Origin of the sequence: Lysobacter brunescens, assembly GCF_042677005.1 — a bacterium.
GTDB classification, from domain to species: domain Bacteria; phylum Pseudomonadota; class Gammaproteobacteria; order Xanthomonadales; family Xanthomonadaceae; genus Lysobacter_I; species Lysobacter_I brunescens.
Genome location: NZ_JBHTIF010000001.1, coordinates 1,822,474 through 1,841,335, shown reverse-complemented (window position 1 = coordinate 1,841,335; position 18,862 = coordinate 1,822,474). Strand labels below are relative to the sequence as shown.

Below are 18,862 nucleotides of genomic sequence, written 5' to 3'. Positions count from 1 at the left end.
GATGACCGACGCAGGACATCCCTACGCCGGCACGGCCATCGCACTGGCGACCCTGCATGGCAAGGCCGAGGCCCTGGCCCCGGCCTTCGCCGCCATCGGCGCGCGCGTGATCACGGCCGAGGGCGTGGACACCGACGCCCTCGGTACCTTCAGCGGCGAGATCGAGCGTCGATTGCCGGCGCTCGAGGCGGCGATCGCCAAGGCCCGCCTGGGCATGGCCGCGACCGGGCTGCCACTGGGGCTGGCGACCGAGGGCAGTTTCGGCCCGCACCCGGTGGTCGGCTTCCTGCCCCTGCATCGCGAGATCGCCGTGCTGGTGGACGACACACGCGGGCTGGTGATCGCGGAATGGCTGGACAGCCACCAGGCGCGCTACGGCGGTTGCCTGCTGAAGGCCGGAGACACGCTGGATGAGGCGGAGCTGCGCCGTTTCGGCTTCCCGGAGCATGCGCTGATCGTGCGCAGCGAGCCGTTCGTGCCCGGCAGCACGATCCACAAGGGGCTCCGCGACGGCGCAGCCCTGGACGCAGCGATCGACGCATGCCGGCGCGCCTCGCCCGATGGTCAGGCCTGGGTCGAGAGCGACCTGCGCGCGCACATGAATCCCACGCGCATGCAGCGGATCGCGCTGCTGGCCGAACGCCTGGTGGCCCGCGCCGGCACCTGCTGCCCGCAGTGCCGATCCCCGGGCTTCGGCCAGACCGGCGCCCAGCCCGGGCTGCCCTGCGGCGACTGCGGCGCGCCCACGGCGGCGACGCTGTCGGAGGTCGCGTCCTGCAGCGCCTGCGGATTCCGCGACGTGCGCGGCCGCAGCGACGGCCTCACCGAGGCCGACCCGGCGCAGTGCGATCTGTGCAATCCATGAGCATCGGCGCGCGGGCCCTGCACGATCCGGATCGGGAGGGACCGCCCCCACCATGACCTGTGGCGCTTGCCGCCAGCGTGGCATCCGCGATCATGGCGACCCGTGCCATCGGTCATGGTCACATGCAGGCCGACCGCCTCGTCCTGACGGCATGAAGACCGGCACCGCGCCGGTCGCCGCCCCACCAGGACCGTCCCCAGGAGTGCCTCTGCAATGAAACGTCCCGTCCTTGCCCTGCTCGCGATCGCGCTGTCCACCAGCGGCGTCGCCGGCGCGGACACCGCGCCCCGTGTCGACGCCAAACCCAGGGAAACCTTCGCCGTCGTCTGGGACCGCCTGCAGAACAGCGGCTTCAAGGGCGAGCACGAAGGCCTGGACTGGGCCGCGCTGAAGGCCGAGCACCAGCCCGAGATCGAGGCGGCTGCCGACATCCGGCAGCTGCGCAAGGAGATCAACGAGCTGCTCGAAGATCTCAAGGCCTCGCATTTCTCGCTGATCCCGTCCGAAGCCATGCCCGAATCGGGCAAGGCCCAGGCCCCCGGCCTCGCGGACACCGGCCTGCGCTTCGCCCTCGTCGGCAAGCAGATGCTCGTCGAACGCGTGCTGCCCGGTTCCACCGCCGAAAAGGCCGGCATCCGCGCGGGCTGGTCGGTCGACGCCGTCGATGGCACCGACGTCGCCGGCGCGCTCAAGGCGATGGTCGAACTCGACGCCAACGCACGCAGGCAGGGCGAAGCCATCCTGCTCTCCCGCGCCAACAAACAGGTGATGGGCATCGCAGCGGACAGCCGCGTCGCCCTACGCCTGCGCGACGGCGCAGGCAAGCCGCGCACGCTGGAGGTGGGGGCGACAGCGGATCCGACCCTGCAGAGCATCGCCCTGCCCGGCCTCCCGCCGATGCCGCTGCGCATCAGCCATCGCCGCATCGACCGCGCCGGCACCGGCTGCACGCTGCACTTCGAGTTCAACCAGTGGGCCATGCCGGTCTACGAGAAGCTCTCCGACGCCCTGCGCGACAATCCCGCCTGCGACGGCGTGGTCCTAGACCTGCGCGGCAACAGCGGCGGCCTGATCCCCAGCCTCACCGCCGTCAGCGGCCTGTTCTTCGAGAAGCCGACCTCGCTCGGCACCATGACCCTCGGCGACGGCCAGACGCTGCAGCTGATGGCCCTGCCGCGCCAGGTCAGCGACGACGGCCGCGAGATCCGCCGCCACACCGGCAAGCTGGCGATCCTGACCGACCGCAGCTCGATCAGCTGCTCCGACATCTTTCCCGCCAGCCTGCAGGCCGTCGGCCGCGCCCGCATCTTCGGCAGCACCAGCGCCGGCATGGCCCTGCCCGCCGCCGCCGTGCCGCTGCCCTCCGGCGACCGCCTGATGTACCCCACCGCCGATTTCGTCGACCCGCTCAAGCGCCGCATCGAGGGCGTCGGCGTGATCCCCGATCAGCCGATCAGCCCGAGCGCAGCCAGTCTGGCCAAGGGCGGCGATCCCGTGCTCGACGCCGCCATCGACTGGCTGGGCACCGCCGGCTGACCCGCCTTTCGCGCACAATCGACAACACGTCCCGCATCCACCCGATCCCCCAACGACGTCTCAGGACTCCGACATGACCCGACACCTCGCTCTCACCGCCCTCGCCCTCGCCCTGCCGTTCACAGCCTCCGCCGCCGACCTGCCCAAGCCGCAGGCCCTGTTCGATGCCCACATCAAGGCCATCGGTGGCCGCAAGGCGGTCGAAAAGGAAAGCGACGGCACCCTCACCGGTTCGATGGAAGTCGTCGAGAACGGCATGAAGGCCGACATGCGCATGGCCAGCCTCGGCAAGAACCGCGCCCTGACCATGACGATCCCCAACGTCGGCGAGTTCCGCAGCGGCCGCAACGGCGACATCGTCTGGTCGATGGACCCGATGAGCGGCCCGCGCATCCTCGAAGGCAAGGAGCGCCAGGACCAGATCGAGCCGTTCGAGCCCAAGTACGTGATGCGCGACGCCAGCCTGATCGAATCGGCCACCACCACCGGCCTGTCCGACTCCGAGGGCCGCCCCTGCCAACGCGTCGAGATCACCTGGAAGAGCGGCAAGAAGACCGTCGACTGCTACGGCGTCGAGGACAAGCTGCTGCTGTCCACCGAATCGACCGCCAGCACGCCGATGGGCGAGCTGAAGCAGACCTCGCACTTCCACGAGTACAAGCTGTTCGGCGCCGTGAAGGCCGCCACCCTGACCCGCGCCAAGGTCGGCGGCATGACCCAGGTCTTCCGCCTGTCGGCCTACGACGCCACCCCGCCGTCGGCCGACGCCGTGGCCCTGCCGGCCGCGATCCAGACCCTGGTGAACAAGGCGGCAGCGCCCCAGGCCGCCGCGCCGAAGCCCGGCGACGCCAAGCCCGCCACCAGCCAGGCCAGCGAGTCGAAGTGATCCGCCCAGTGCTGCCCTGACCGATCGCTCGGCAGGGCAGCGCAAAAAAAGAAACCCGCGTTTCCGCGGGTTTCTTTTTGCCTGTCGAAGCGCGCTCCGGTCAGAACTCGGCCGGCGCGTTGATCTGCGCCTGCTTCCGCACGATCAGCATCGCGATCTCCAGCGCCTGCTCGTAGTTCAGGCGCGGATCGACGGTGGTGCGGTACGCACGTTCCAGATCCTTGTCGGTCAGCTCGCGGGCGCCACCGGTGCACTCGGTCACGTCCTCGCCGGTCAGCTCCAGATGCACGCCGCCCAAGCGGGTGCCGGCTGCGGCATGCAGCTCGAACGCCTGTTCCAGCTCGCTGCGGATGTTCTCGAAGCGGCGGGTCTTGTAGCCATTGCTGGTCGCCTCGGTGTTGCCGTGCATCGGATCGCAGATCCACAGCACGCGACGACCTTCGCGCTTCACCGCCTCCAGCAGCGGCGGCAGCTTGTCGGCGATCGAAGTCGCGCTCATCCGGTGGATCAGGCACATGCGACCCGCCTCTTCGTGCGGATTGAGCGCATCGATCAGGCGCAGCAGCTGGTCTGGCGTCACCGACGGGCCGATCTTGACCGCGATCGGATTGCGGATGCCGCGGAAGTACTCCACGTGCGCGCCGTCGACCGCCGCCGTGCGCATGCCGATCCACGGGAAATGCGTGCCGAGGTTGAACCAGCCCGACTGGCGCGGCACCTGGCGGGTCACGCCTTCCTCGTACGGCAGCAGCAGGGCTTCGTGCGAAGTGTAGAACTCGACGCTGCGCAGGTTGTGGATCGGCTCGCCCGACAGGGTTTCCATGAAGCGGACCGCATCGCCGATGCCCGAGACCATCTTCTGGTACTCGGCCGCCAGCGGCGAATGACCGACCCAGTTGAGGTTCCAGTATTCCGGGTGGTGCAGGTCGGCGAAGCCGTCGTCGATGAGCGCGCGGATGAAGTTCATCGTCATCGCCGAGCGCGCATGGCCCTTGATCATCCGGCGGGGGTCCGGGATGCGGGCCTCGGCGGTGAAGGCCGGGCCGTTGACCAGATCACCGCGGTAGCTCGGCAGGGTCACGCCGTCCTTCGTCTCGGTGTCGGCCGAACGCGGCTTGGCGTACTGGCCGGCGAAGCGGCCCACGCGCACCACCGGCAGGCGCAGGCCGTGCACCAGCACCAGGCTCATCTGCAGCAGCACCTTCAGGCGATTGGAGATCACCTCGGGCGTGCAGTCGTCGAAGATCTCAGCGCAGTCGCCGCCTTGGAGCAGGAAGCGCTTGCCTTCCTGCGCCTCGGCCAGCTGGTGGCGGAGGTTCATCACCTCGCGAGAGGTCACCAGCGGCGGCAGCGCATGCAGTTCGTTCAGGACGCCATCGAGCTCTTCCGCGTTTCCATACGTCGGCTGCTGCATCGCCTGATAACCGCGCCAGCTGGCGGGTGCCCACCCTTCCGGTGGAGAAACGACGGCTTGCAGATGATCGGAGCGGGACATGGCGTGTTTCCTGAACGAAGTCATGGTCGTGTCATCGTGGTGTCGAGGGGGACGGCTTGAAGGCGGCGTAAAGGGCGAACAGGGTGAGCAGGATGAACCAGACGAGGCTCCACGCCGGCATCGAGAGCCCCAGGAAGGTCCAGTCGACCTTCGCACACTCGCCGGAACCGTTGAGCACCGTGCTGAAGACCTGCAGGTAGGAATTGTTTTCCAGCAACCAGCTCAGCGTGGGCCCGCAGGCCGGAACCTGGTCGGGCGGCAACGTGGTCAGCCAGACATGCTTGCCGGCGATATAGATGCCGACTGCGCCAGCAAGCAGCGCGAGCATCCCGAAGCTGCCGCGACCGAACCGACCCTTCGGCGCGAACGCCGCACCGAACAGGAAGACCACGCCCAACGCAGCGAAGGCAACGCGCTGGAAGATGCAAAGCGGACATGGCACCAGTCCCCAGACTTCCTGGGAGAACAGGGCGAAACCGATCAGCGCCGCGCATGCCAGAAAACCCAGCAGGAACTGGAGGCGGAAGGACCAGCGGAGAGGATTGGCTTGCATGGGCATGGAATGGGCGATGGACGGGATGACGGACTGACCGGCGCGCGCGCTGCGAAGTTCCGGCGGCCTTGCAGAGTCGCGCCCTGACGCCGCTCCGTCAACCATGTTGCGATGCCACAATAACAAAAACCCCGGCTTTCGCCGGGGTCATGCTTAGAACGTTTGCGCATCTGCCTCTGCGCTGGCCAGGCGATCGCCCGGCCGGCACCGGAGCGATCAGGCGGCGGCTTCGGGACGGTCGACCAGCTCGACGTAGGCCATCGGCGCATTGTCGCCATCACGGAAACCGCACTTCAGGATGCGCAGGTAACCGCCCGGACGCTCGCGATAACGCGGGCCGAGGGTGGTGAACAGCGTGCCGACGGCTTCCTTGTCGCGCAGGCGCGAGAAGGCAAGACGGCGGTTGGCAACGCCATCGATCTTCGACAGCGTGATCAGCGGCTCGGCGACGCGGCGGAGTTCCTTCGCCTTCGGCAGCGTGGTGCGGATCAGGCCGTGCTTGATCAGCGAGGCCGCCATGTTGCGGAACATCGCTTCGCGATGGGCGCTGGTGCGGCTGAATTTGCGTCCGGACTTCTGGTGGCGCATGGTCGTGTTTCCTGGGTTATCCCCGACAGCCTGTGCCGGGATCGATGTTCAAAGTGGGAACGAAACTCAGCCCAGCATGCCGTGGGTGGCGATGCCGGCCGGCGGCCAGTTTTCGAGCTTCATGCCGAGCGAAAGGCCGCGCTGGGCGAGCACTTCCTTGATCTCGGTGAGCGACTTCTTGCCGAGGTTCGGGGTCTTGAGCAGCTCGACCTCGGTCTTCTGGATCAGATCGCCGACGTAGTAGATGCTCTCAGCCTTGAGACAGTTGGCCGAACGCACGGTCAGCTCCAGATCGTCGATCGGGCGGAGCAGGATCGGATCCACACCGGTGGTCGCCGGCTTGGATGCGCCGCGATCGCGGTGGGTGAAGTCGCCGAAGACCGACAGCTGGTCGGTGAGGATGTCGGCGGCGGTGCGCACGGCTTCCTCGGCGTCGATGGTGCCGTTGGTCTCGATGTCGAGCACGAGCTTGTCGAGGTCGGTGCGCTGTTCGACGCGGGCCGCTTCGACTTCATAGGCCACGCGGCGGACCGGCGAGAACGAGGCGTCAAGCATCAGGCGGCCGATGGCGCGGGTTTCCTCATCCGGACGACGACGCGCGGCGGCCGGCTGGTAGCCGAAGCCACGCTCGATCTTGACGCGCATGTTCAGCGCGGCATCCTTGGTGAGATGCGCGATCACGTGCTCCGGATTCAGGATCTCGACGTTGTGGTCGGTCCGGATGTCGCCGGCGATGACCACGCCCGGACCCTGCTTGCTCAGGCTCAGGGTCGAAGACTCGCCCGTGCCCATGCGGATCGCGACGTCCTTGAGGTTCAACAGCACTTCCAGCACGTCTTCCTGCAGGCCTTCGACCGTGGTGTACTCGTGGAGCACGCCGTCGATCTCGACCTCGGTGATCGCGTAACCGGGGATCGACGACAGCAGCACGCGACGCAGTGCATTGCCGAGGGTGTGGCCGTAACCACGCTCCAGCGGCTCGATCACCACCTTGGCGCGATTGCCGGCAAGGCGCTCGATCTGCGGAGCGCGCGGACGCAGGACCTGATTGGCGGATACCGTCATCTTGTGGTGTCTCCTGGAGCCGGGGCCTCGCGGCCGCGGCGGTGTTTCTGGGGGCCTCCCCGGGCAAGGGAGGCGACCGGGGCGACGGGCGCCGCGGCCGTGGGGGTCTGGAGCCGCGCCCCCGCACGTGGCGGAGGCGCTTCACCGTCGCTTACTTCGAGTACAACTCGACGATCAGCGCTTCGTTGATGTCGGCCGGCAGGTCGCTGCGATCCGGAACGGCCTTGAACACGCCGCTGAACTTCTTGCTGTCGACTTCGATCCAGCCCGGCGCCAGGTCCATCGTCGAGGAGACGTTGAGGGCTTCCTGGACGCGGAGCTGCTTCTGCGCCTTCTCGGACAGGGTGATCGCGTCGCCGGCCTTGACCTGATACGACGGCAGGTTCACCGACTTGCCGTTGACCAGGACGCCGCGGTGCGAGACCAGCTGGCGGGCGGCCGGACGGGTGACGGCGAAGCCCATGCGGTAGACGACGTTGTCCAGACGGGTTTCCAGCATCTGCAGAAGGTTCTCGCCGGTGTTGCCCTTCTTGGTCGAGGCCTTCTTGTAGTAGTTGCGGAACTGACGTTCCAGCAGACCGTAGATACGCTTGACCTTCTGCTTCTCACGCAGCTGGGTGGCGTAGTCGGACAGCTTGCCCTTGCGGGCCGCGCCGTGCTGGCCGGGCTTCTGCTCGAGCTTGCACTTCGAGTCGAGCGCGCGCGCCGGCGACTTCAGACTGAGGTCTGCGCCTTCGCGACGGGCGAGTTTGCAGGTGGGACCGATATAACGAGCCATGGTGTTCTCTGCTCCTCAGGCCGCGTCAGACGCGACGCTTCTTCGGCGGACGGCACCCGTTGTGCGGGATCGGCGTCACGTCGATGATGTTGGTGATCTTGTAGCCGACGCTGTTGAGCGAGCGGACGGCCGATTCGCGACCCGGGCCCGGGCCCTTGATGCGCACTTCGAGCGCCTTCAGGCCGTAGTCGAGGGCGGCCTTGCCGGCCTTCTCGGCGGCGACCTGCGCGGCGAACGGGGTGGACTTGCGCGAACCGCGGAAACCCGCGCCGCCCGAAGTCGCCCACGACAGCGCATTGCCCTGGCGGTCGGTGATGGTCACGATGGTGTTGTTGAACGAAGCGTGGACGTGCGCGATGCCGTCGGTGACGACGCGCTTGATCTTCTTCTTCGTCTTGGTAGCTGCCGGCTTGGCCATGGTCTATGCCCCTTACTTCTTGATGGCCTTGCGCGGACCCTTGCGGGTACGGGCATTGGTCCGGGTGCGCTGGCCGCGGAGCGGCAGGCCACGACGATGACGCAGGCCGCGGTAGCAGCCGAGGTCCATCAGACGCTTGATCGCGATGCCGACCTCACGGCGGAGGTCGCCTTCGACCGTGTACTTGCCGACTTCGGCGCGGAGGCGCTCGACTTCGACTTCGGACAGGTCGCGGATCTTGGTGTTCGAAGCCACGCCGGCGGCGTCGCAGACGAGTTTCGAACGGGTACGGCCGATGCCGTAGATGCTTTGCAGCCCGACCCAGACGTGCTTCTGGGCAGGCAGGTTGACACCTGCAATACGCGCCATGCGCGGATCTCCAACTGGTTTGACGGCCGGGTCACCCCGGCTCATGGGGCACTTGGTCTAAGTGAACTCGAAATTCTAGCAAGGTCTCGTTCAACAAGGAAGGGGTTCGGCCGTAGCCAAACGCCGCCGGCCCCCTTTCGGGCGCCAGCGGACCTTCCTGGCATGGGGAGAGTGCCCATGCTCCGGCGATGGACCCGGGTTGGCATGACCAACGCATCGCGACGATGCCTTTGAGCATACCGACCGACACTCCTCAGGTGTCGGCACCACCCTGACCCACCCGGACGCGAGACCGCCGCCCGGGTCGCCCCTGCCCCGGTTTCCGACCGAGGCTCGAACACCGACCCGAGGCGGGCTGGCGTTCGTTGCGCGGACCGGCGTAAAGCGCCGGGCCCACGCGGCGGAATGGCTTGGCCACTCCGCCCGCTAAGTTTACCGCGTCAGACCGCGATTGCCGCCCTTGAGATTGGCCTTCTTGAGCAGGCTCTCGTACTGGTGCGACATCAAATGCGCCTGGATCTGGGCGATGAAGTCCATCACTACGACCACCACGATCAGCAGCGATGTGCCGCCGAAATAGAACGAGGTGCCCAGCTCGGTCTGCATGATCGTCGGCAGGAGGCAGACGATGACCAGATACAGGGCGCCGGCGCCGGTCAGGCGGGTCAGCACGCCGTCGATGTAGTCGGCGGTGGCCTTGCCCGGGCGTATGCCGGGAATCAGCGCGCCGGACTTCTTCAGGTTCTCGGCAGTTTCCTGCGAGTTGAAGACCAGTGCGGTGTAGAAGAAGGCGAAGCCGATGATCAGCGCCGCGAACAGGATCATGTACAGCGGCTCGCCCGGCGACAGCGCCTGCGCGACCTTCTGCAGGGTGCTGACGTTGCCGGTCTGGCTGAACCAGGTGGAGGCTGTGGCCGGGAACATGATGATCGACGACGCGAAGATCGCCGGGATCACGCCCGCCATGTTGAGCTTCAGCGGCAGGAAGGAACTCTGGTTCATGTACGCATTGCGGCCGCCCTGGCGTCGCGCGTAATTGACCGTGATCCGGCGCTGACCACGCTCGACGAACACCACGAAGTAGGTGAAGACAAGCACGATGGCGAGGATCAGGATGACCGTGATCCACTGCATGTCACCGCTGCTCGCCTGCTGCAGCGTGTTCAACACCGCGCCCGGCAGGCCTGCGACGATGCCGGCGAAAATGATCAGCGAGACACCGTTGCCGATGCCGCGCTCGGTGATCTGCTCACCCAGCCACATCAGGAACATGGTGCCAGCGGTCAGCGAGACCACCGCCGTCAGGATGAAGCCCATGCCGGGGGCATAGACCACCGGGATCGAGCTGTTCGCGCCCTGCGCCTGCAGCGCGGTCGCGATGCCGGCCGCCTGGAACACCGCCAGCGGGATCGCGCCGATGCGCGACCACTGGGTGATCCTGCGGCGACCGGACTCGCCTTCCTTCTGGATCGCCTTGAGGCTGGGCACGATCTGTACCAGCAACTGGACGATGATCGACGCGGAGATGTACGGGACGACGTTGAGCGCGAACAGGCTGAAGCGCTCCAGGGCGCCACCGGAGAACATGTTGAACATGTCCACAATGGTGCCTTCCTGGGTCTTCATCAGTTCCAGCATCGCCTCGGGGTTGACGCCCGGCACCGGTATGTAACACCCGATGCGGTAGACGATCAGCGCCCCGAGCACGAACAACAGCCGCTGGCGCAGCTCGGTGAATTTGCCGAGACCGCCGAGACCACCCATTGCGTTCGCGCTTGCCGCCATGCCCGGATTACTCCTGCCTTATGCTTCGATGCTGCCGCCGGCCGCTTCGATCGCGGCCTTGGCGCCGGCGGTCGTCGCGATGCCCTTGATCACGAGCTTCTTGGTCAGCTCGCCCTTCTTCACGATCTTGACCTTCTTCGCGGTGCTCGGCACCAGCTTGGCGGCGCGCAGCGCAGCCAGGTCGATCGTGCCGTCCAGCTTGTCCAGCTGGTACAGCAACACTTCGGCGGTGTCCTTGGCGATCGGCGAACGGAAGCCGATCTTCGGCAGACGACGCTGCATGGGCATCTGGCCGCCTTCGAAACCGGCCTTGATCTTGCCCTTGCCGGCGCGCGCGAACGAACCCTTGTGGCCGCGACCCGCGGTCTTGCCGAGGCCGGAACCGATACCGCGACCGACACGGGTGCGCTCCTTGCGGGCGCCGTCAGCGGGCTTGAGAGTATTGAGACGCATATGATTACTCCTCCACGCGGACGAGGTAGTGCAGCTGCGTGATCAGGCCACGCACCTGCGGACTGTCCTTCAACTCGCGGACATCATTGAGTTTGTTCAGGCCCAGCGCCTTCACCGACAGGCGATGACGCGCCTGGGTGCCGCGCAGACCCTTGACCAGGCGGACCTTGACGGTGCCGTTATTGGAATCAGCCATTGAGGATGTCCTCCGTCTTCTTGCCGCGCTTGGCCGCGATGCGGGCCGGCGACTGCATGGACTCGAGGCCCTTGAGCGTGGCGCGCACCAGGTTGATCGGGTTGCGCGAACCGGTGGCCTTGGCCAGCACGTTCTTCACGCCGACCGCTTCGAGCACGGCGCGCATCGCGCCGCCGGCGATCACGCCGGTACCTTCCGACGCCGGCTGCATGAACACGTGGGCAGCGCCGTGGCCCGACTTGACGGCGTGCCACAGAGTGCCGTTGTTCAGGTCGACGTTGCTCATGTTCTTGCGGGCGTATTCCATCGACTTCTGGATCGCGACCGGCACTTCGCGCGCCTTGCCGTAGCCGAAGCCGACCTTGCCGGAGCCGTCGCCCACCACCGTCAGCGCGGTGAAGGTGAACTGACGACCACCCTTGACGGTCTTGCTGACGCGGTTGACCGCGATCAGCTTCTCGATCATGCCGTCATCGACCTCTTCGCGGTTGCGATCACGATCGCGGCCGCGCGATTCACGTTGTTCTGCCATTTCGATATCTCGGTTGTTTGAGGGATTTGCGGCGTGGCCGCTTATCGTTGTGGTGTGTTTCGGGTGTTCCGCAGGTACCGGAATCGATACATGCGTCCGGCGCAGACCGCGCCGGCGGCAGAGGAGACTCGATGTGGACCGCGGCGGCCCGCTTCAAGTTCCCGGCAGTCGTCCGTGCGCCATGGGGCGCTGCGGACGAGGAACGGGACGGCCCGGGCATACACCCGGGCCGTCGTGACTCAGAACTGCAGGCCACCCTCGCGGGCGGCTTCGGCCAGGGCCTTGATGCGGCCGTGGTAGCGGTAGCCCGAGCGGTCGAACGCGACCTTCTCGACGCCTGCAGCCTTGGCCAGCTCGGCAATGGCACGACCCACCTTCGCGGCGGCGTCGCTGTTCTTCTTGCTCTTCAGGCCCTCACCCACGGCAGCCTGCATGGTGTTGGCCGCAGCCAGCACCTTGGAGCCGTCGGCGGTGAACACCTGGGCGTAGAGATGCTGACCGGTGCGCAGCACGGTCAGGCGCGGCACGCCGAGTTCGCGGATATGCGCGCGCGTGGACTTGGCGCGGCGCAGGCGGGCGGTGTTCTTGATGCTGCTCATGATCTTGATCCTCAAGAAGCGGATAGGCGCGATTAGGCCTTCTTGGCTTCTTTGCGAATGATGGTTTCGTCGGAGTACTTCACGCCCTTGCCCTTGTAGGGTTCCGGCGGACGGAAGCCACGGATCTTGGCGGCGACTTCACCGACGCGCTGCTTGTCGGCGCCCGAGATCAGGATCTCGGTCTGCGTCGGCGTGGCGATGGTGATGCCTTCCGGTGCCGGGAACACGACCGGATGCGAGAAGCCCAGGGACAGGCTGAGGTCCTTGCCCTGCATGGCGGCACGGTAGCCGACGCCGACGAGCTCGAGCTTGCGCTCGAAGCCCTGGCTGACGCCGTGGACCATGTTCGACAGGATGGCACGCAGGGTTCCGGTCAGCGGAACCAGCGAATCGTCGTTGGCCGAGAGCAGCGCATTGCCGTCTTCGATCTTCACTTCGATGCCGGCCGGCTTGGCGATCGACAGGGTGCCCTTCGGGCCCTTGACGCTCACGTTGTCGGACTGGATGTTGAATTCGACACCCTTCGGGAGGGCGATCGGCTTTTTGGCGACGCGAGACATGGGATCGTTCTCCTTACGCCACGAAGCACAGGACTTCACCGCCGACGCCCTGCTGGCGCGCCTGCGCATCGGTCATGATGCCCTTGGAGGTGGAAATGATGGCGACGCCGAGACCGCCGAGAACCTTCGGCAGTTCGTCCTTGCCACGGTACTGGCGCAGGCCCGAACGCGACACGCGATGCAGGCGCTCGATGACCGGCTTGCCTTCGAAGTACTTCAGGACGATCTCGAGCTCGGCCTTGGCGCCGTTCTCGGTCACGCGGATGTCGCCGATGTAGCCTTCGTCCTTGAGGACGTTGGCGATCGCGACCTTGATCTTGGACGACGGCATTTTCACCGTCTGCTTGCCGACTGCGGCCGCATTCTTGATGCGGACCAGCATGTCGGCGATGGGATCAGTCATGCTCATTGCAGAGTCACCTTGATGAGTAGCACCGATATCCGCTTTCGCGAAATCTGTCTTGGGTTGTGAACCGGACGGGAGTCCGGGTGACGCCCGGCGAACCGGGCCTGCCGTCGGAGACGGCTGCAGGCCGGACAAGTCCGGCCTGCAGGGTGCCGCGTGTAGCAGCCGCCTAGTCTATCAGTCCCTAAGGACCGATTACCAGCTGGCCTTGCGCAGGCCCGGCACGTCGCCACGCATGGTGGCTTCGCGGAGCTTGTTGCGGCCGAGGCCGAACTTGCGGTAGACGCCGCGCGGACGACCGGTGAGGGCGCAGCGCAGGGTCTGGCGGGACGGCGAAGAATCGCGCGGCAGCTTCTGCAGCTTGGCCGCAGCCGCCATCTTCTCGTCGAAGTCGCCGTCCTGGCTGTTGATGATCTTCTTCAACGCTTCGCGCTTGGCGGCGTACTTCTTCGCCAGCTTGGCCCGCTTGACTTCGCGGTTCACCATCGAGGTCTTTGCCATGGAATGCGTGTCCTGATTAGTTGCGGAACGGGAAGCGGAACGCTTCCAGCAAGGCCTTCGCTTCGGCGTCGGTCTTGGCGGTGGTGGTGATGGCAATATCCATGCCGCGGATCGCGTCGACGGCGTCGAAGTCGATTTCCGGGAAGATGATCTGTTCCTTCAGGCCCATGTTGTAGTTGCCGCGGCCGTCGAACGAGCGACCCGACACGCCGCGGAAGTCGCGGACGCGGGGCAGCGAGATGTTCACCAGGCGATCGAGGAACTCGAACATCTTGGCGCGACGCAGGGTCACCTTGCAGCCGATCGGCCAGCCATCGCGGATCTTGAACGAAGCCACCGAGACGCGGGCCTTTGTCACCACCGGCTTCTGGCCAGTGATCTTGGCCAGGTCGGCGACGGCGTTCTCCAGCACCTTCTTGTTCGCAGCGGCTTCGCCCACGCCCATGTTGAGCGTGATCTTCTGCAGCTTCGGCACTTCCATCGGATTGGTGTAGCCGAACTGCTTCATCAGCTTCGGCACCACTTCATCCTTGTAGAACTGTTCCAGACGAGTCGTCATTTTTGCATTCCTCAGGCGTCGACCGCCTCACCGCTGGAGCGGAACACACGCAGTTTGCGTCCATCCTCCAGCTTCTTGATTCCGATGCGCTCGCCCTTGCCCGAGGCAGGGTTGAACAGCATGACGTTGGAGATGTGGATCGAGGCTTCGCGCTCGATCACGCCACCGGGCTGGCCCGCCTGCGGGTTCGGCTTGGTGTGGCGCTTGACGATGTTGATGTTGGAGACGAACACGCGGTCGCCTGCAACGTTCACGACGTCGCCCTGCTTGCCCTTGTCCTTGCCGGCGATGACGAGAACGCGGTCGCCTTTCTTGATGCGATTCATGTCTTTTCCTCCGCTCAGAGCACTTCGGGCGCGAGCGAGACGATCTTCATGAACTTCTCGGAGCGCAGTTCGCGCGTCACCGGTCCGAAGATGCGGGTGCCGATCGGCTCATGCTTGTTGTTGAGGAGCACGGCGGCGTTGGCGTCGAAACGGATCAGCGAACCGTCGGCACGGCGCACGCCCTTGCGGGTGCGGACCACGACGGCGTTGTAGACCTCGCCCTTCTTCACCTTGCCGCGCGGAATGGCGTCCTTGATGGACACCTTGATGATGTCGCCAATGTGCGCGTAGCGGCGCTTGGAGCCGCCGAGCACCTTGATGCACATCACTTCCTTCGCACCGGAATTGTCGGCCACTTCGAGGTGGCTCTGCATCTGGATCATGATTCAGCCTCCTCGTTATTCGGCCGCGCGTTCGACGATTTCGACGACGCGCCAGTTCTTGGTCTTGGACAGCGGGGCGCACTCGGCCACGCGCACGACATCGCCTTCGTTGCAGCTGTTGTCGGCGTCATGGGCGTGCAGCTTGGTGGAGCGGCGGATGTACTTGCCGTACAGCTCGTGCTTGACCAGGCGCTCGACCAGCACGGTGACGGTCTTGTCCATCTTGTTGCTGACGACGCGGCCCTGGACCGTGCGCTGCTTCTTTTCGGAATTGTTCATTGTCGTCAGTCCTTACTTCTGCTGACCGAGCAACATGTTGACGCGGGCGATTTCACGGCGCACGCGACGGATGTCGTGGGTCTTGGCGAGCTGGCCGGTAGCCTTCTGCATGCGGAGCGAGAACTGCTCCTTCTGCAGGTCGGTCAGATGGGCCTTCAGCTCGTCGGCCGACTTGGCTTTGAGTTGCTTGAGTTCCATCAGCGCACCGTCCGGGTCACGAAAGTGGTGGTGACCGAGAGCTTGGCGGCGGCCAGACGGAACGCCTCGCGCGCGGTCGCCTCGTCGACGCCCTCGATTTCATAGATCATGCGGCCGGGCTGGATCTGCGCGACCCAGTACTCGACGTTGCCCTTACCGGAGCCCATTCGGACTTCGATCGGCTTCTGCGTGATCGGCTTGTCGGGGAACACGCGGATCCACATCTTGCCGCCACGCTTCACGTAGCGGCTGATCGTGCGGCGCGCGGCCTCGATCTGACGCGCGGTCAGACGGCCCGTCATGGTGGCCTTGAGGCCGTATTCGCCGAAGCTGACCTGGTTGGCGTTCCAGCTCAGACCTTCATTGCGGCCCTTGAAGACCTTGCGATATTTGGTTCGCTTGGGTTGCAACATGATTAGTCCCTCGCTTCACGGTCACGGCGCGGGCCGCGCGGGCGATCGGCACGATCGTTACGGTCGCCACGCTCACCGCGTTCGCGCGGCGTGTCGTCCTGCTTTTCCTGGCCCACCTGGGAGAAATCGAAGATCTCGCCCTTGTAGATCCAGGTCTTGATGCCGATCACGCCGTAGGTGGTGTGGGCTTCGGCGAAGCCGTAGTCGACGTCGGCGCGGAGGGTATGCAGCGGCACGCGGCCTTCGCGGTACCACTCCGAGCGGGCGATTTCGGCGCCGTTGAGGCGGCCGGCGACGTTGACCTTGATGCCGAGCGCACCGAGACGCATCGCATTGCCCACGGCGCGCTTCATCGCGCGACGGAACATGATGCGGCGCTCCAGCTGCTGGGCGATCGATTCGGCCACGAGCTGGGCGTCGAGTTCCGGCTTGCGGACTTCGGTGACGTTGATGTGGGCGGGGACGCCCATCACGTCACTGATTTCCTTGCGCAGCTTCTCGATGTCCTCGCCGCGCTTGCCGATCACCACGCCCGGACGGGCGGTGTGCACGGTGACGCGCGCGGTCTTCGCAGGACGCTCGATCAGGATCTTGCTGATCCCGGCGGCGGCCAGCTTCTTGCGCAGCATCTCGCGGACCTTCAGGTCGGCGGCCAGGTACTCGGCGTATTCCTTCTTGCCGGCGTACCACTTGGAGTTCCAGTCCTTGGCGATGCCGAGGCGGATACCGGTCGGATGAACTTTGTGACCCATACTTATTTGCCCTCGCCCACGACCACGGTGATGTGGCTGGTGCGCTTCAGAATGCGGGTACCGCGGCCTTTGGCGCGGGCCATGAAACGCTTCAGGGACGGGCCTTCGTCGACCGTGATGGTCTTGACCTTGAGCAGGTCGATGTCGGCGCCCTGGTTGTTCTCGGCGTTGGCGATGGCGGACTCCACGACCTTGCGGATCATGGCGGCGGCCTTCTTGTCCGAGAAACGGAGCAGATTCACGGCACGCTCGGCGGAGAGACCGCGCACCTGGTCGGCGACCAGGCGGGCCTTCTGCGGGGAGATGCGCGCGGTGCGCAGGATAGCTTTGGCTTCCATGGTCATCTCCTTACTTGCCCTTCTTGTCGCCGCCGTGACCCTTGAAGGTCCGGGTCAGAGCGAACTCGCCGAGCTTGTGGCCGACCATGTTCTCGTTGACGAGCACCGGGATGTGGTTCTTCCCGTTGTGCACGGCGATCGTGAACCCGATCATTTCCGGCAGGATGGTGGAACGACGCGACCAGGTCTTGATCGGCTTCTTGTTGTTGCCCGCAGTCTCCACCTTCTTGATGAGGTGGTGGTCGACGAACGGACCCTTCTTGAGTGAACGTGCCATGGTCGATTAGCTCCTGCGGTCACGCACGATGAACTTCTGCGTGCGCTTGTTCTTGCGGGTCTTGTAACCCTTGGTGGGGACGCCCCACGGGGTGACCGGGTGCGGGTTGCCCTGACCGGCCTTCGCTTCACCACCACCGTGCGGATGGTCGACCGGGTTCATGGCAGCGCCGCGGACGGTCGGCTTGACGCCGCGCCAGCGAGCAGCACCGGCCTTGCCGAGCTTCTCGAGGTTGTGTTCGGTGTTGCCGACTTCGCCGATGGTGGCGCGGCACTCGGCCGGCACCTTGCGCATTTCGCCCGAACGCAGGCGGAGCATCGCGTAGATGCCTTCGCGGGCGACGAGCTGCACGCCGGCGCCGGCGGCGCGGGCGAGCTGGGCGCCCTTGCCCGGCTTCATCTCGATGCAATGCACCGTCGAACCGACCGGGATGTTGCGCAGCGGCAGGGTGTTGCCCGCCTTGATCGGCGCATCGTTGCCCGAGATCACCTGGTCGCCGGCCTTCAGGCCCTTCGGCGCGATGATGTAGCGACGCTCGCCGTCGACATAGCACAGCAGCGCGATGTGCGCGGTGCGATTCGGATCGTATTCGATCCGCTCGACCTTCGCCGGAATGCCTTCCTTGTCGCGCTTGAAGTCGATGATGCGGTAGTGCTGCTTGTGGCCACCGCCGATGTGGCGGGTGGTGATGCGGCCGTGATGGTTACGGCCGCCGGTCTTGCCCTGCTTCTCGACCAGCGCGGCATGCGGGGCGCCCTTGTGCAGGCCCGGCGTGACCACGCGGACCGCGCTGCGGCGGCCTGCGGAAGTGGGTTTGAAAGTCATCAATGGCATCGGTGATTCCTCAGACCTTGACCGCGGTGACGTCGATCGTCTGGCCTTCGGCCAGGGTCACGTACGCCTTGCGCGAGTCGCCGCGGCGACCATTGCGGTAACGGAACGCCTTGTTCTTGCCCTTCACGTTCACGACGTTGACCGACTTGACCTGCACATCGAACAGCTTCTCGATGGCGACCTTGATGTCGGCCTTCGTCGCATCGGTGGCGACTTCGAAGGCGTACTGATTGTGTTCCTGGCCGCGCACGGTCTTTTCGGACACGCGGGGTGCACGGATCACGTTATAGAGCTTGGCGTCGTTCATGCCAGCCACTCCTCGATCTTCTTGACCGCATCGGCGGTCATCAGGACGCTGTCGGCGCCGACCAGGGCCACCGGATCCAGGCCCTGCACGTCACGGACCTGCACGTACGGCAGGTTGCGCGAGGACAGGAACAGGTTCTCGGAGGCGTCTTCGGTGACGATCAGCGGGCGCTGGCCGAGCTCGAAGCCCTTGAGCTTCTCGACGAGGCCGCTGGTCTTCGGGGCATCTATGTCGAAGGCTTCGACGATCTTGATGCGGCCCTGGCGGTTCAGTTCGGACAGGATCGCGGCGATCGCGGCGCGGTACATCTTGCGGTTGACCTTCTGCGCGAAGCTGCGCGGCTTCGCCGCGAAGGCGCGACCGCCGCCGACGAAGATCGGGGCCGTCAGGGCGCCGTGACGCGCGCCGCCGCCCTTCTGCTTCTTCGACTTCTTGGTGGTGCCGTTGACTTCGGCGCGGGTCTTCTGCGCCTTGGTGCCGGCACGACCGGCGTTGCGGTAGGCAACAACCACCTGGTGCACCAGGTTTTCATTGTATTCGCGGCCGAAGATCGCGTCGGAGACGGTGATCTTGTTGCTGCTGTTGGTGATGGCGAGTTCCATTGTCGTCTC

General features: G+C 65.7%; 30 protein-coding genes. 3 read left to right on the top strand and 27 right to left on the bottom strand.

Features of this window, described 5'->3' with window-relative positions; genetic code table 11:
• The first annotated feature begins 1 nt into the window (after position 1).
• From ACFQ0E_RS08045 to ACFQ0E_RS08035, 3 genes are all read left to right on the top strand, one after another.
• On the top strand, positions 2–865 hold the full coding sequence (locus tag ACFQ0E_RS08045; protein WP_386823139.1) for a DUF6671 family protein: 864 nt from the start codon (positions 2–4) through the stop codon (positions 863–865).
• A gap of 213 nt (positions 866–1,078) precedes the next feature.
• Entirely contained in the window at positions 1,079–2,401 is a 1,323-nt protein-coding gene (locus ACFQ0E_RS08040; RefSeq protein ID WP_386823138.1) for a S41 family peptidase, read from the top strand.
• Between the two features lie 73 nt (positions 2,402–2,474).
• Positions 2,475–3,287, top strand: a complete 813-nt coding sequence (locus ACFQ0E_RS08035; RefSeq protein ID WP_386823137.1) for a hypothetical protein — start codon at positions 2,475–2,477, stop codon at positions 3,285–3,287.
• Between the two features lie 100 nt (positions 3,288–3,387).
• On the opposite strand, the gene ACFQ0E_RS08030 is transcribed toward ACFQ0E_RS08035, so the two are convergent.
• The 27 genes from ACFQ0E_RS08030 to rplD form a co-directional block, all read right to left on the bottom strand.
• Positions 3,388–4,782, bottom strand: a complete 1,395-nt coding sequence (locus ACFQ0E_RS08030; protein WP_386823136.1) for a class II 3-deoxy-7-phosphoheptulonate synthase — start codon at positions 4,780–4,782, stop codon at positions 3,388–3,390.
• A 31-nt stretch (positions 4,783–4,813) separates the two neighbouring features.
• Complete coding sequence (locus tag ACFQ0E_RS08025) at positions 4,814–5,335, bottom strand: disulfide bond formation protein B (protein ID WP_386823135.1); 522 nt, start codon at positions 5,333–5,335, stop codon at positions 4,814–4,816.
• Between the two features lie 216 nt (positions 5,336–5,551).
• Complete coding sequence (gene rplQ, locus ACFQ0E_RS08020) at positions 5,552–5,923, bottom strand: 50S ribosomal protein L17 (RefSeq protein ID WP_386823134.1); 372 nt, start codon at positions 5,921–5,923, stop codon at positions 5,552–5,554.
• A 66-nt stretch (positions 5,924–5,989) separates the two neighbouring features.
• Complete coding sequence (locus ACFQ0E_RS08015) at positions 5,990–6,988, bottom strand: DNA-directed RNA polymerase subunit alpha (RefSeq protein ID WP_386823133.1); 999 nt, start codon at positions 6,986–6,988, stop codon at positions 5,990–5,992.
• Positions 6,989–7,139: 151 nt separating this feature from the next.
• A complete protein-coding gene (gene rpsD / locus ACFQ0E_RS08010) occupies positions 7,140–7,766 on the bottom strand; it encodes a 30S ribosomal protein S4 (protein WP_137851379.1) in 627 nt (208 codons plus the stop codon).
• A gap of 25 nt (positions 7,767–7,791) precedes the next feature.
• Positions 7,792–8,184 (bottom strand): 30S ribosomal protein S11, encoded by a 393-nt coding sequence (gene rpsK / locus ACFQ0E_RS08005; RefSeq protein ID WP_137851378.1) that lies wholly within the window; start codon positions 8,182–8,184, stop codon positions 7,792–7,794.
• Between the two features lie 12 nt (positions 8,185–8,196).
• A complete protein-coding gene (gene rpsM / locus ACFQ0E_RS08000) occupies positions 8,197–8,553 on the bottom strand; it encodes a 30S ribosomal protein S13 (RefSeq protein ID WP_386823132.1) in 357 nt (118 codons plus the stop codon).
• A gap of 432 nt (positions 8,554–8,985) precedes the next feature.
• On the bottom strand, positions 8,986–10,317 hold the full coding sequence (gene secY / locus ACFQ0E_RS07995) for a preprotein translocase subunit SecY (RefSeq protein WP_386824084.1): 1,332 nt from the start codon (positions 10,315–10,317) through the stop codon (positions 8,986–8,988).
• 39 nt (positions 10,318–10,356) lie between these two features.
• The gene (gene rplO, locus ACFQ0E_RS07990) at positions 10,357–10,791 is read right to left on the bottom strand and encodes a 50S ribosomal protein L15 (protein ID WP_137851376.1); all 435 of its coding nucleotides are present in this window, start codon (positions 10,789–10,791) and stop codon (positions 10,357–10,359) included.
• A 4-nt stretch (positions 10,792–10,795) separates the two neighbouring features.
• Positions 10,796–10,987, bottom strand: coding sequence for a 50S ribosomal protein L30 (gene rpmD / locus ACFQ0E_RS07985; RefSeq protein WP_386823131.1), 192 nt, complete (start codon positions 10,985–10,987; stop codon positions 10,796–10,798).
• Positions 10,980–11,519: a 30S ribosomal protein S5 gene (gene rpsE / locus ACFQ0E_RS07980; RefSeq protein WP_137851374.1), complete on the bottom strand. Its 540-nt coding sequence runs from the start codon at positions 11,517–11,519 to the stop codon at positions 10,980–10,982. Before rpsE ends, rpmD begins: the two co-directional genes overlap by 8 nt.
• Positions 11,520–11,758: 239 nt before the next feature.
• On the bottom strand, positions 11,759–12,118 hold the full coding sequence (gene rplR / locus ACFQ0E_RS07975; protein WP_137851373.1) for a 50S ribosomal protein L18: 360 nt from the start codon (positions 12,116–12,118) through the stop codon (positions 11,759–11,761).
• Positions 12,119–12,150: 32 nt separating this feature from the next.
• Positions 12,151–12,678 (bottom strand): 50S ribosomal protein L6, encoded by a 528-nt coding sequence (gene rplF / locus ACFQ0E_RS07970; protein ID WP_386823130.1) that lies wholly within the window; start codon positions 12,676–12,678, stop codon positions 12,151–12,153.
• A 13-nt stretch (positions 12,679–12,691) separates the two neighbouring features.
• Positions 12,692–13,087: a 30S ribosomal protein S8 gene (gene rpsH, locus ACFQ0E_RS07965; RefSeq protein ID WP_386823129.1), complete on the bottom strand. Its 396-nt coding sequence runs from the start codon at positions 13,085–13,087 to the stop codon at positions 12,692–12,694.
• A 192-nt stretch (positions 13,088–13,279) separates the two neighbouring features.
• Positions 13,280–13,585, bottom strand: coding sequence for a 30S ribosomal protein S14 (gene rpsN, locus ACFQ0E_RS07960; RefSeq protein WP_137851370.1), 306 nt, complete (start codon positions 13,583–13,585; stop codon positions 13,280–13,282).
• Between the two features lie 16 nt (positions 13,586–13,601).
• Positions 13,602–14,144, bottom strand: coding sequence for a 50S ribosomal protein L5 (gene rplE, locus ACFQ0E_RS07955; protein ID WP_386823128.1), 543 nt, complete (start codon positions 14,142–14,144; stop codon positions 13,602–13,604).
• A gap of 11 nt (positions 14,145–14,155) precedes the next feature.
• A complete protein-coding gene (gene rplX, locus ACFQ0E_RS07950) occupies positions 14,156–14,470 on the bottom strand; it encodes a 50S ribosomal protein L24 (protein WP_386823127.1) in 315 nt (104 codons plus the stop codon).
• Positions 14,471–14,484: 14 nt separating this feature from the next.
• The gene (gene rplN / locus ACFQ0E_RS07945) at positions 14,485–14,853 is read right to left on the bottom strand and encodes a 50S ribosomal protein L14 (RefSeq protein WP_137851367.1); all 369 of its coding nucleotides are present in this window, start codon (positions 14,851–14,853) and stop codon (positions 14,485–14,487) included.
• A gap of 15 nt (positions 14,854–14,868) precedes the next feature.
• The gene (rpsQ, locus tag ACFQ0E_RS07940; RefSeq protein ID WP_137851366.1) at positions 14,869–15,132 is read right to left on the bottom strand and encodes a 30S ribosomal protein S17; all 264 of its coding nucleotides are present in this window, start codon (positions 15,130–15,132) and stop codon (positions 14,869–14,871) included.
• Positions 15,133–15,144: 12 nt separating this feature from the next.
• A complete protein-coding gene (gene rpmC / locus ACFQ0E_RS07935) occupies positions 15,145–15,330 on the bottom strand; it encodes a 50S ribosomal protein L29 (protein WP_137851365.1) in 186 nt (61 codons plus the stop codon).
• Positions 15,330–15,743 carry a 50S ribosomal protein L16 gene (gene rplP / locus ACFQ0E_RS07930; protein ID WP_386823126.1) on the bottom strand — a complete coding sequence of 138 codons (414 nt, stop codon included), beginning with the start codon at positions 15,741–15,743 and terminating at the stop codon, positions 15,330–15,332. Before rplP ends, rpmC begins: the two co-directional genes overlap by 1 nt.
• A 2-nt stretch (positions 15,744–15,745) precedes the next feature.
• On the bottom strand, positions 15,746–16,495 hold the full coding sequence (rpsC, locus tag ACFQ0E_RS07925; protein WP_137851363.1) for a 30S ribosomal protein S3: 750 nt from the start codon (positions 16,493–16,495) through the stop codon (positions 15,746–15,748).
• A gap of 2 nt (positions 16,496–16,497) precedes the next feature.
• Positions 16,498–16,833, bottom strand: coding sequence for a 50S ribosomal protein L22 (rplV, locus tag ACFQ0E_RS07920; protein ID WP_137851362.1), 336 nt, complete (start codon positions 16,831–16,833; stop codon positions 16,498–16,500).
• Positions 16,834–16,843: 10 nt separating this feature from the next.
• Entirely contained in the window at positions 16,844–17,110 is a 267-nt protein-coding gene (rpsS, locus tag ACFQ0E_RS07915; protein ID WP_137851361.1) for a 30S ribosomal protein S19, read from the bottom strand.
• Positions 17,111–17,116: 6 nt separating this feature from the next.
• Entirely contained in the window at positions 17,117–17,944 is an 828-nt protein-coding gene (rplB, locus tag ACFQ0E_RS07910; protein WP_137851360.1) for a 50S ribosomal protein L2, read from the bottom strand.
• Positions 17,945–17,954: 10 nt separating this feature from the next.
• Positions 17,955–18,251, bottom strand: coding sequence for a 50S ribosomal protein L23 (rplW, locus tag ACFQ0E_RS07905; protein ID WP_386823125.1), 297 nt, complete (start codon positions 18,249–18,251; stop codon positions 17,955–17,957).
• Complete coding sequence (gene rplD, locus ACFQ0E_RS07900; RefSeq protein ID WP_386823124.1) at positions 18,248–18,853, bottom strand: 50S ribosomal protein L4; 606 nt, start codon at positions 18,851–18,853, stop codon at positions 18,248–18,250. Before rplD ends, rplW begins: the two co-directional genes overlap by 4 nt.
• Between the last annotated feature and the right edge of the window lie 9 nt (positions 18,854–18,862).

What these genes read in the sequence shown, in the direction of transcription:
- ACFQ0E_RS08045 (WP_386823139.1), top strand. Translation starts at nt 2, where the DNA reads ATGACCGACGCAGGACATCCCTACGCCGGCACGGCCATCGCACTGGCG.
- ACFQ0E_RS08040 (WP_386823138.1), top strand. Translation starts at nt 1,079, where the DNA reads ATGAAACGTCCCGTCCTTGCCCTGCTCGCGATCGCGCTGTCCACCAGC.
- ACFQ0E_RS08035 (WP_386823137.1), top strand. Translation starts at nt 2,475, where the DNA reads ATGACCCGACACCTCGCTCTCACCGCCCTCGCCCTCGCCCTGCCGTTC.
- ACFQ0E_RS08030 (WP_386823136.1), bottom strand. Translation starts at nt 4,782, where the DNA reads ATGTCCCGCTCCGATCATCTGCAAGCCGTCGTTTCTCCACCGGAAGGG.
- ACFQ0E_RS08025 (WP_386823135.1), bottom strand. Translation starts at nt 5,335, where the DNA reads ATGCAAGCCAATCCTCTCCGCTGGTCCTTCCGCCTCCAGTTCCTGCTG.
- rplQ (WP_386823134.1), bottom strand. Translation starts at nt 5,923, where the DNA reads ATGCGCCACCAGAAGTCCGGACGCAAATTCAGCCGCACCAGCGCCCAT.
- ACFQ0E_RS08015 (WP_386823133.1), bottom strand. Translation starts at nt 6,988, where the DNA reads ATGACGGTATCCGCCAATCAGGTCCTGCGTCCGCGCGCTCCGCAGATC.
- rpsD (WP_137851379.1), bottom strand. Translation starts at nt 7,766, where the DNA reads ATGGCTCGTTATATCGGTCCCACCTGCAAACTCGCCCGTCGCGAAGGC.
- rpsK (WP_137851378.1), bottom strand. Translation starts at nt 8,184, where the DNA reads ATGGCCAAGCCGGCAGCTACCAAGACGAAGAAGAAGATCAAGCGCGTC.
- rpsM (WP_386823132.1), bottom strand. Translation starts at nt 8,553, where the DNA reads ATGGCGCGTATTGCAGGTGTCAACCTGCCTGCCCAGAAGCACGTCTGG.
- secY (WP_386824084.1), bottom strand. Translation starts at nt 10,317, where the DNA reads ATGGGTGGTCTCGGCGGTCTCGGCAAATTCACCGAGCTGCGCCAGCGG.
- rplO (WP_137851376.1), bottom strand. Translation starts at nt 10,791, where the DNA reads ATGCGTCTCAATACTCTCAAGCCCGCTGACGGCGCCCGCAAGGAGCGC.
- rpmD (WP_386823131.1), bottom strand. Translation starts at nt 10,987, where the DNA reads ATGGCTGATTCCAATAACGGCACCGTCAAGGTCCGCCTGGTCAAGGGT.
- rpsE (WP_137851374.1), bottom strand. Translation starts at nt 11,519, where the DNA reads ATGGCAGAACAACGTGAATCGCGCGGCCGCGATCGTGATCGCAACCGC.
- rplR (WP_137851373.1), bottom strand. Translation starts at nt 12,118, where the DNA reads ATGAGCAGCATCAAGAACACCGCCCGCCTGCGCCGCGCCAAGTCCACG.
- rplF (WP_386823130.1), bottom strand. Translation starts at nt 12,678, where the DNA reads ATGTCTCGCGTCGCCAAAAAGCCGATCGCCCTCCCGAAGGGTGTCGAA.
- rpsH (WP_386823129.1), bottom strand. Translation starts at nt 13,087, where the DNA reads ATGAGCATGACTGATCCCATCGCCGACATGCTGGTCCGCATCAAGAAT.
- rpsN (WP_137851370.1), bottom strand. Translation starts at nt 13,585, where the DNA reads ATGGCAAAGACCTCGATGGTGAACCGCGAAGTCAAGCGGGCCAAGCTG.
- rplE (WP_386823128.1), bottom strand. Translation starts at nt 14,144, where the DNA reads ATGACGACTCGTCTGGAACAGTTCTACAAGGATGAAGTGGTGCCGAAG.
- rplX (WP_386823127.1), bottom strand. Translation starts at nt 14,470, where the DNA reads ATGAATCGCATCAAGAAAGGCGACCGCGTTCTCGTCATCGCCGGCAAG.
- rplN (WP_137851367.1), bottom strand. Translation starts at nt 14,853, where the DNA reads ATGATCCAGATGCAGAGCCACCTCGAAGTGGCCGACAATTCCGGTGCG.
- rpsQ (WP_137851366.1), bottom strand. Translation starts at nt 15,132, where the DNA reads ATGAACAATTCCGAAAAGAAGCAGCGCACGGTCCAGGGCCGCGTCGTC.
- rpmC (WP_137851365.1), bottom strand. Translation starts at nt 15,330, where the DNA reads ATGGAACTCAAGCAACTCAAAGCCAAGTCGGCCGACGAGCTGAAGGCC.
- rplP (WP_386823126.1), bottom strand. Translation starts at nt 15,743, where the DNA reads ATGTTGCAACCCAAGCGAACCAAATATCGCAAGGTCTTCAAGGGCCGC.
- rpsC (WP_137851363.1), bottom strand. Translation starts at nt 16,495, where the DNA reads ATGGGTCACAAAGTTCATCCGACCGGTATCCGCCTCGGCATCGCCAAG.
- rplV (WP_137851362.1), bottom strand. Translation starts at nt 16,833, where the DNA reads ATGGAAGCCAAAGCTATCCTGCGCACCGCGCGCATCTCCCCGCAGAAG.
- rpsS (WP_137851361.1), bottom strand. Translation starts at nt 17,110, where the DNA reads ATGGCACGTTCACTCAAGAAGGGTCCGTTCGTCGACCACCACCTCATC.
- rplB (WP_137851360.1), bottom strand. Translation starts at nt 17,944, where the DNA reads ATGCCATTGATGACTTTCAAACCCACTTCCGCAGGCCGCCGCAGCGCG.
- rplW (WP_386823125.1), bottom strand. Translation starts at nt 18,251, where the DNA reads ATGAACGACGCCAAGCTCTATAACGTGATCCGTGCACCCCGCGTGTCC.
- rplD (WP_386823124.1), bottom strand. Translation starts at nt 18,853, where the DNA reads ATGGAACTCGCCATCACCAACAGCAGCAACAAGATCACCGTCTCCGAC.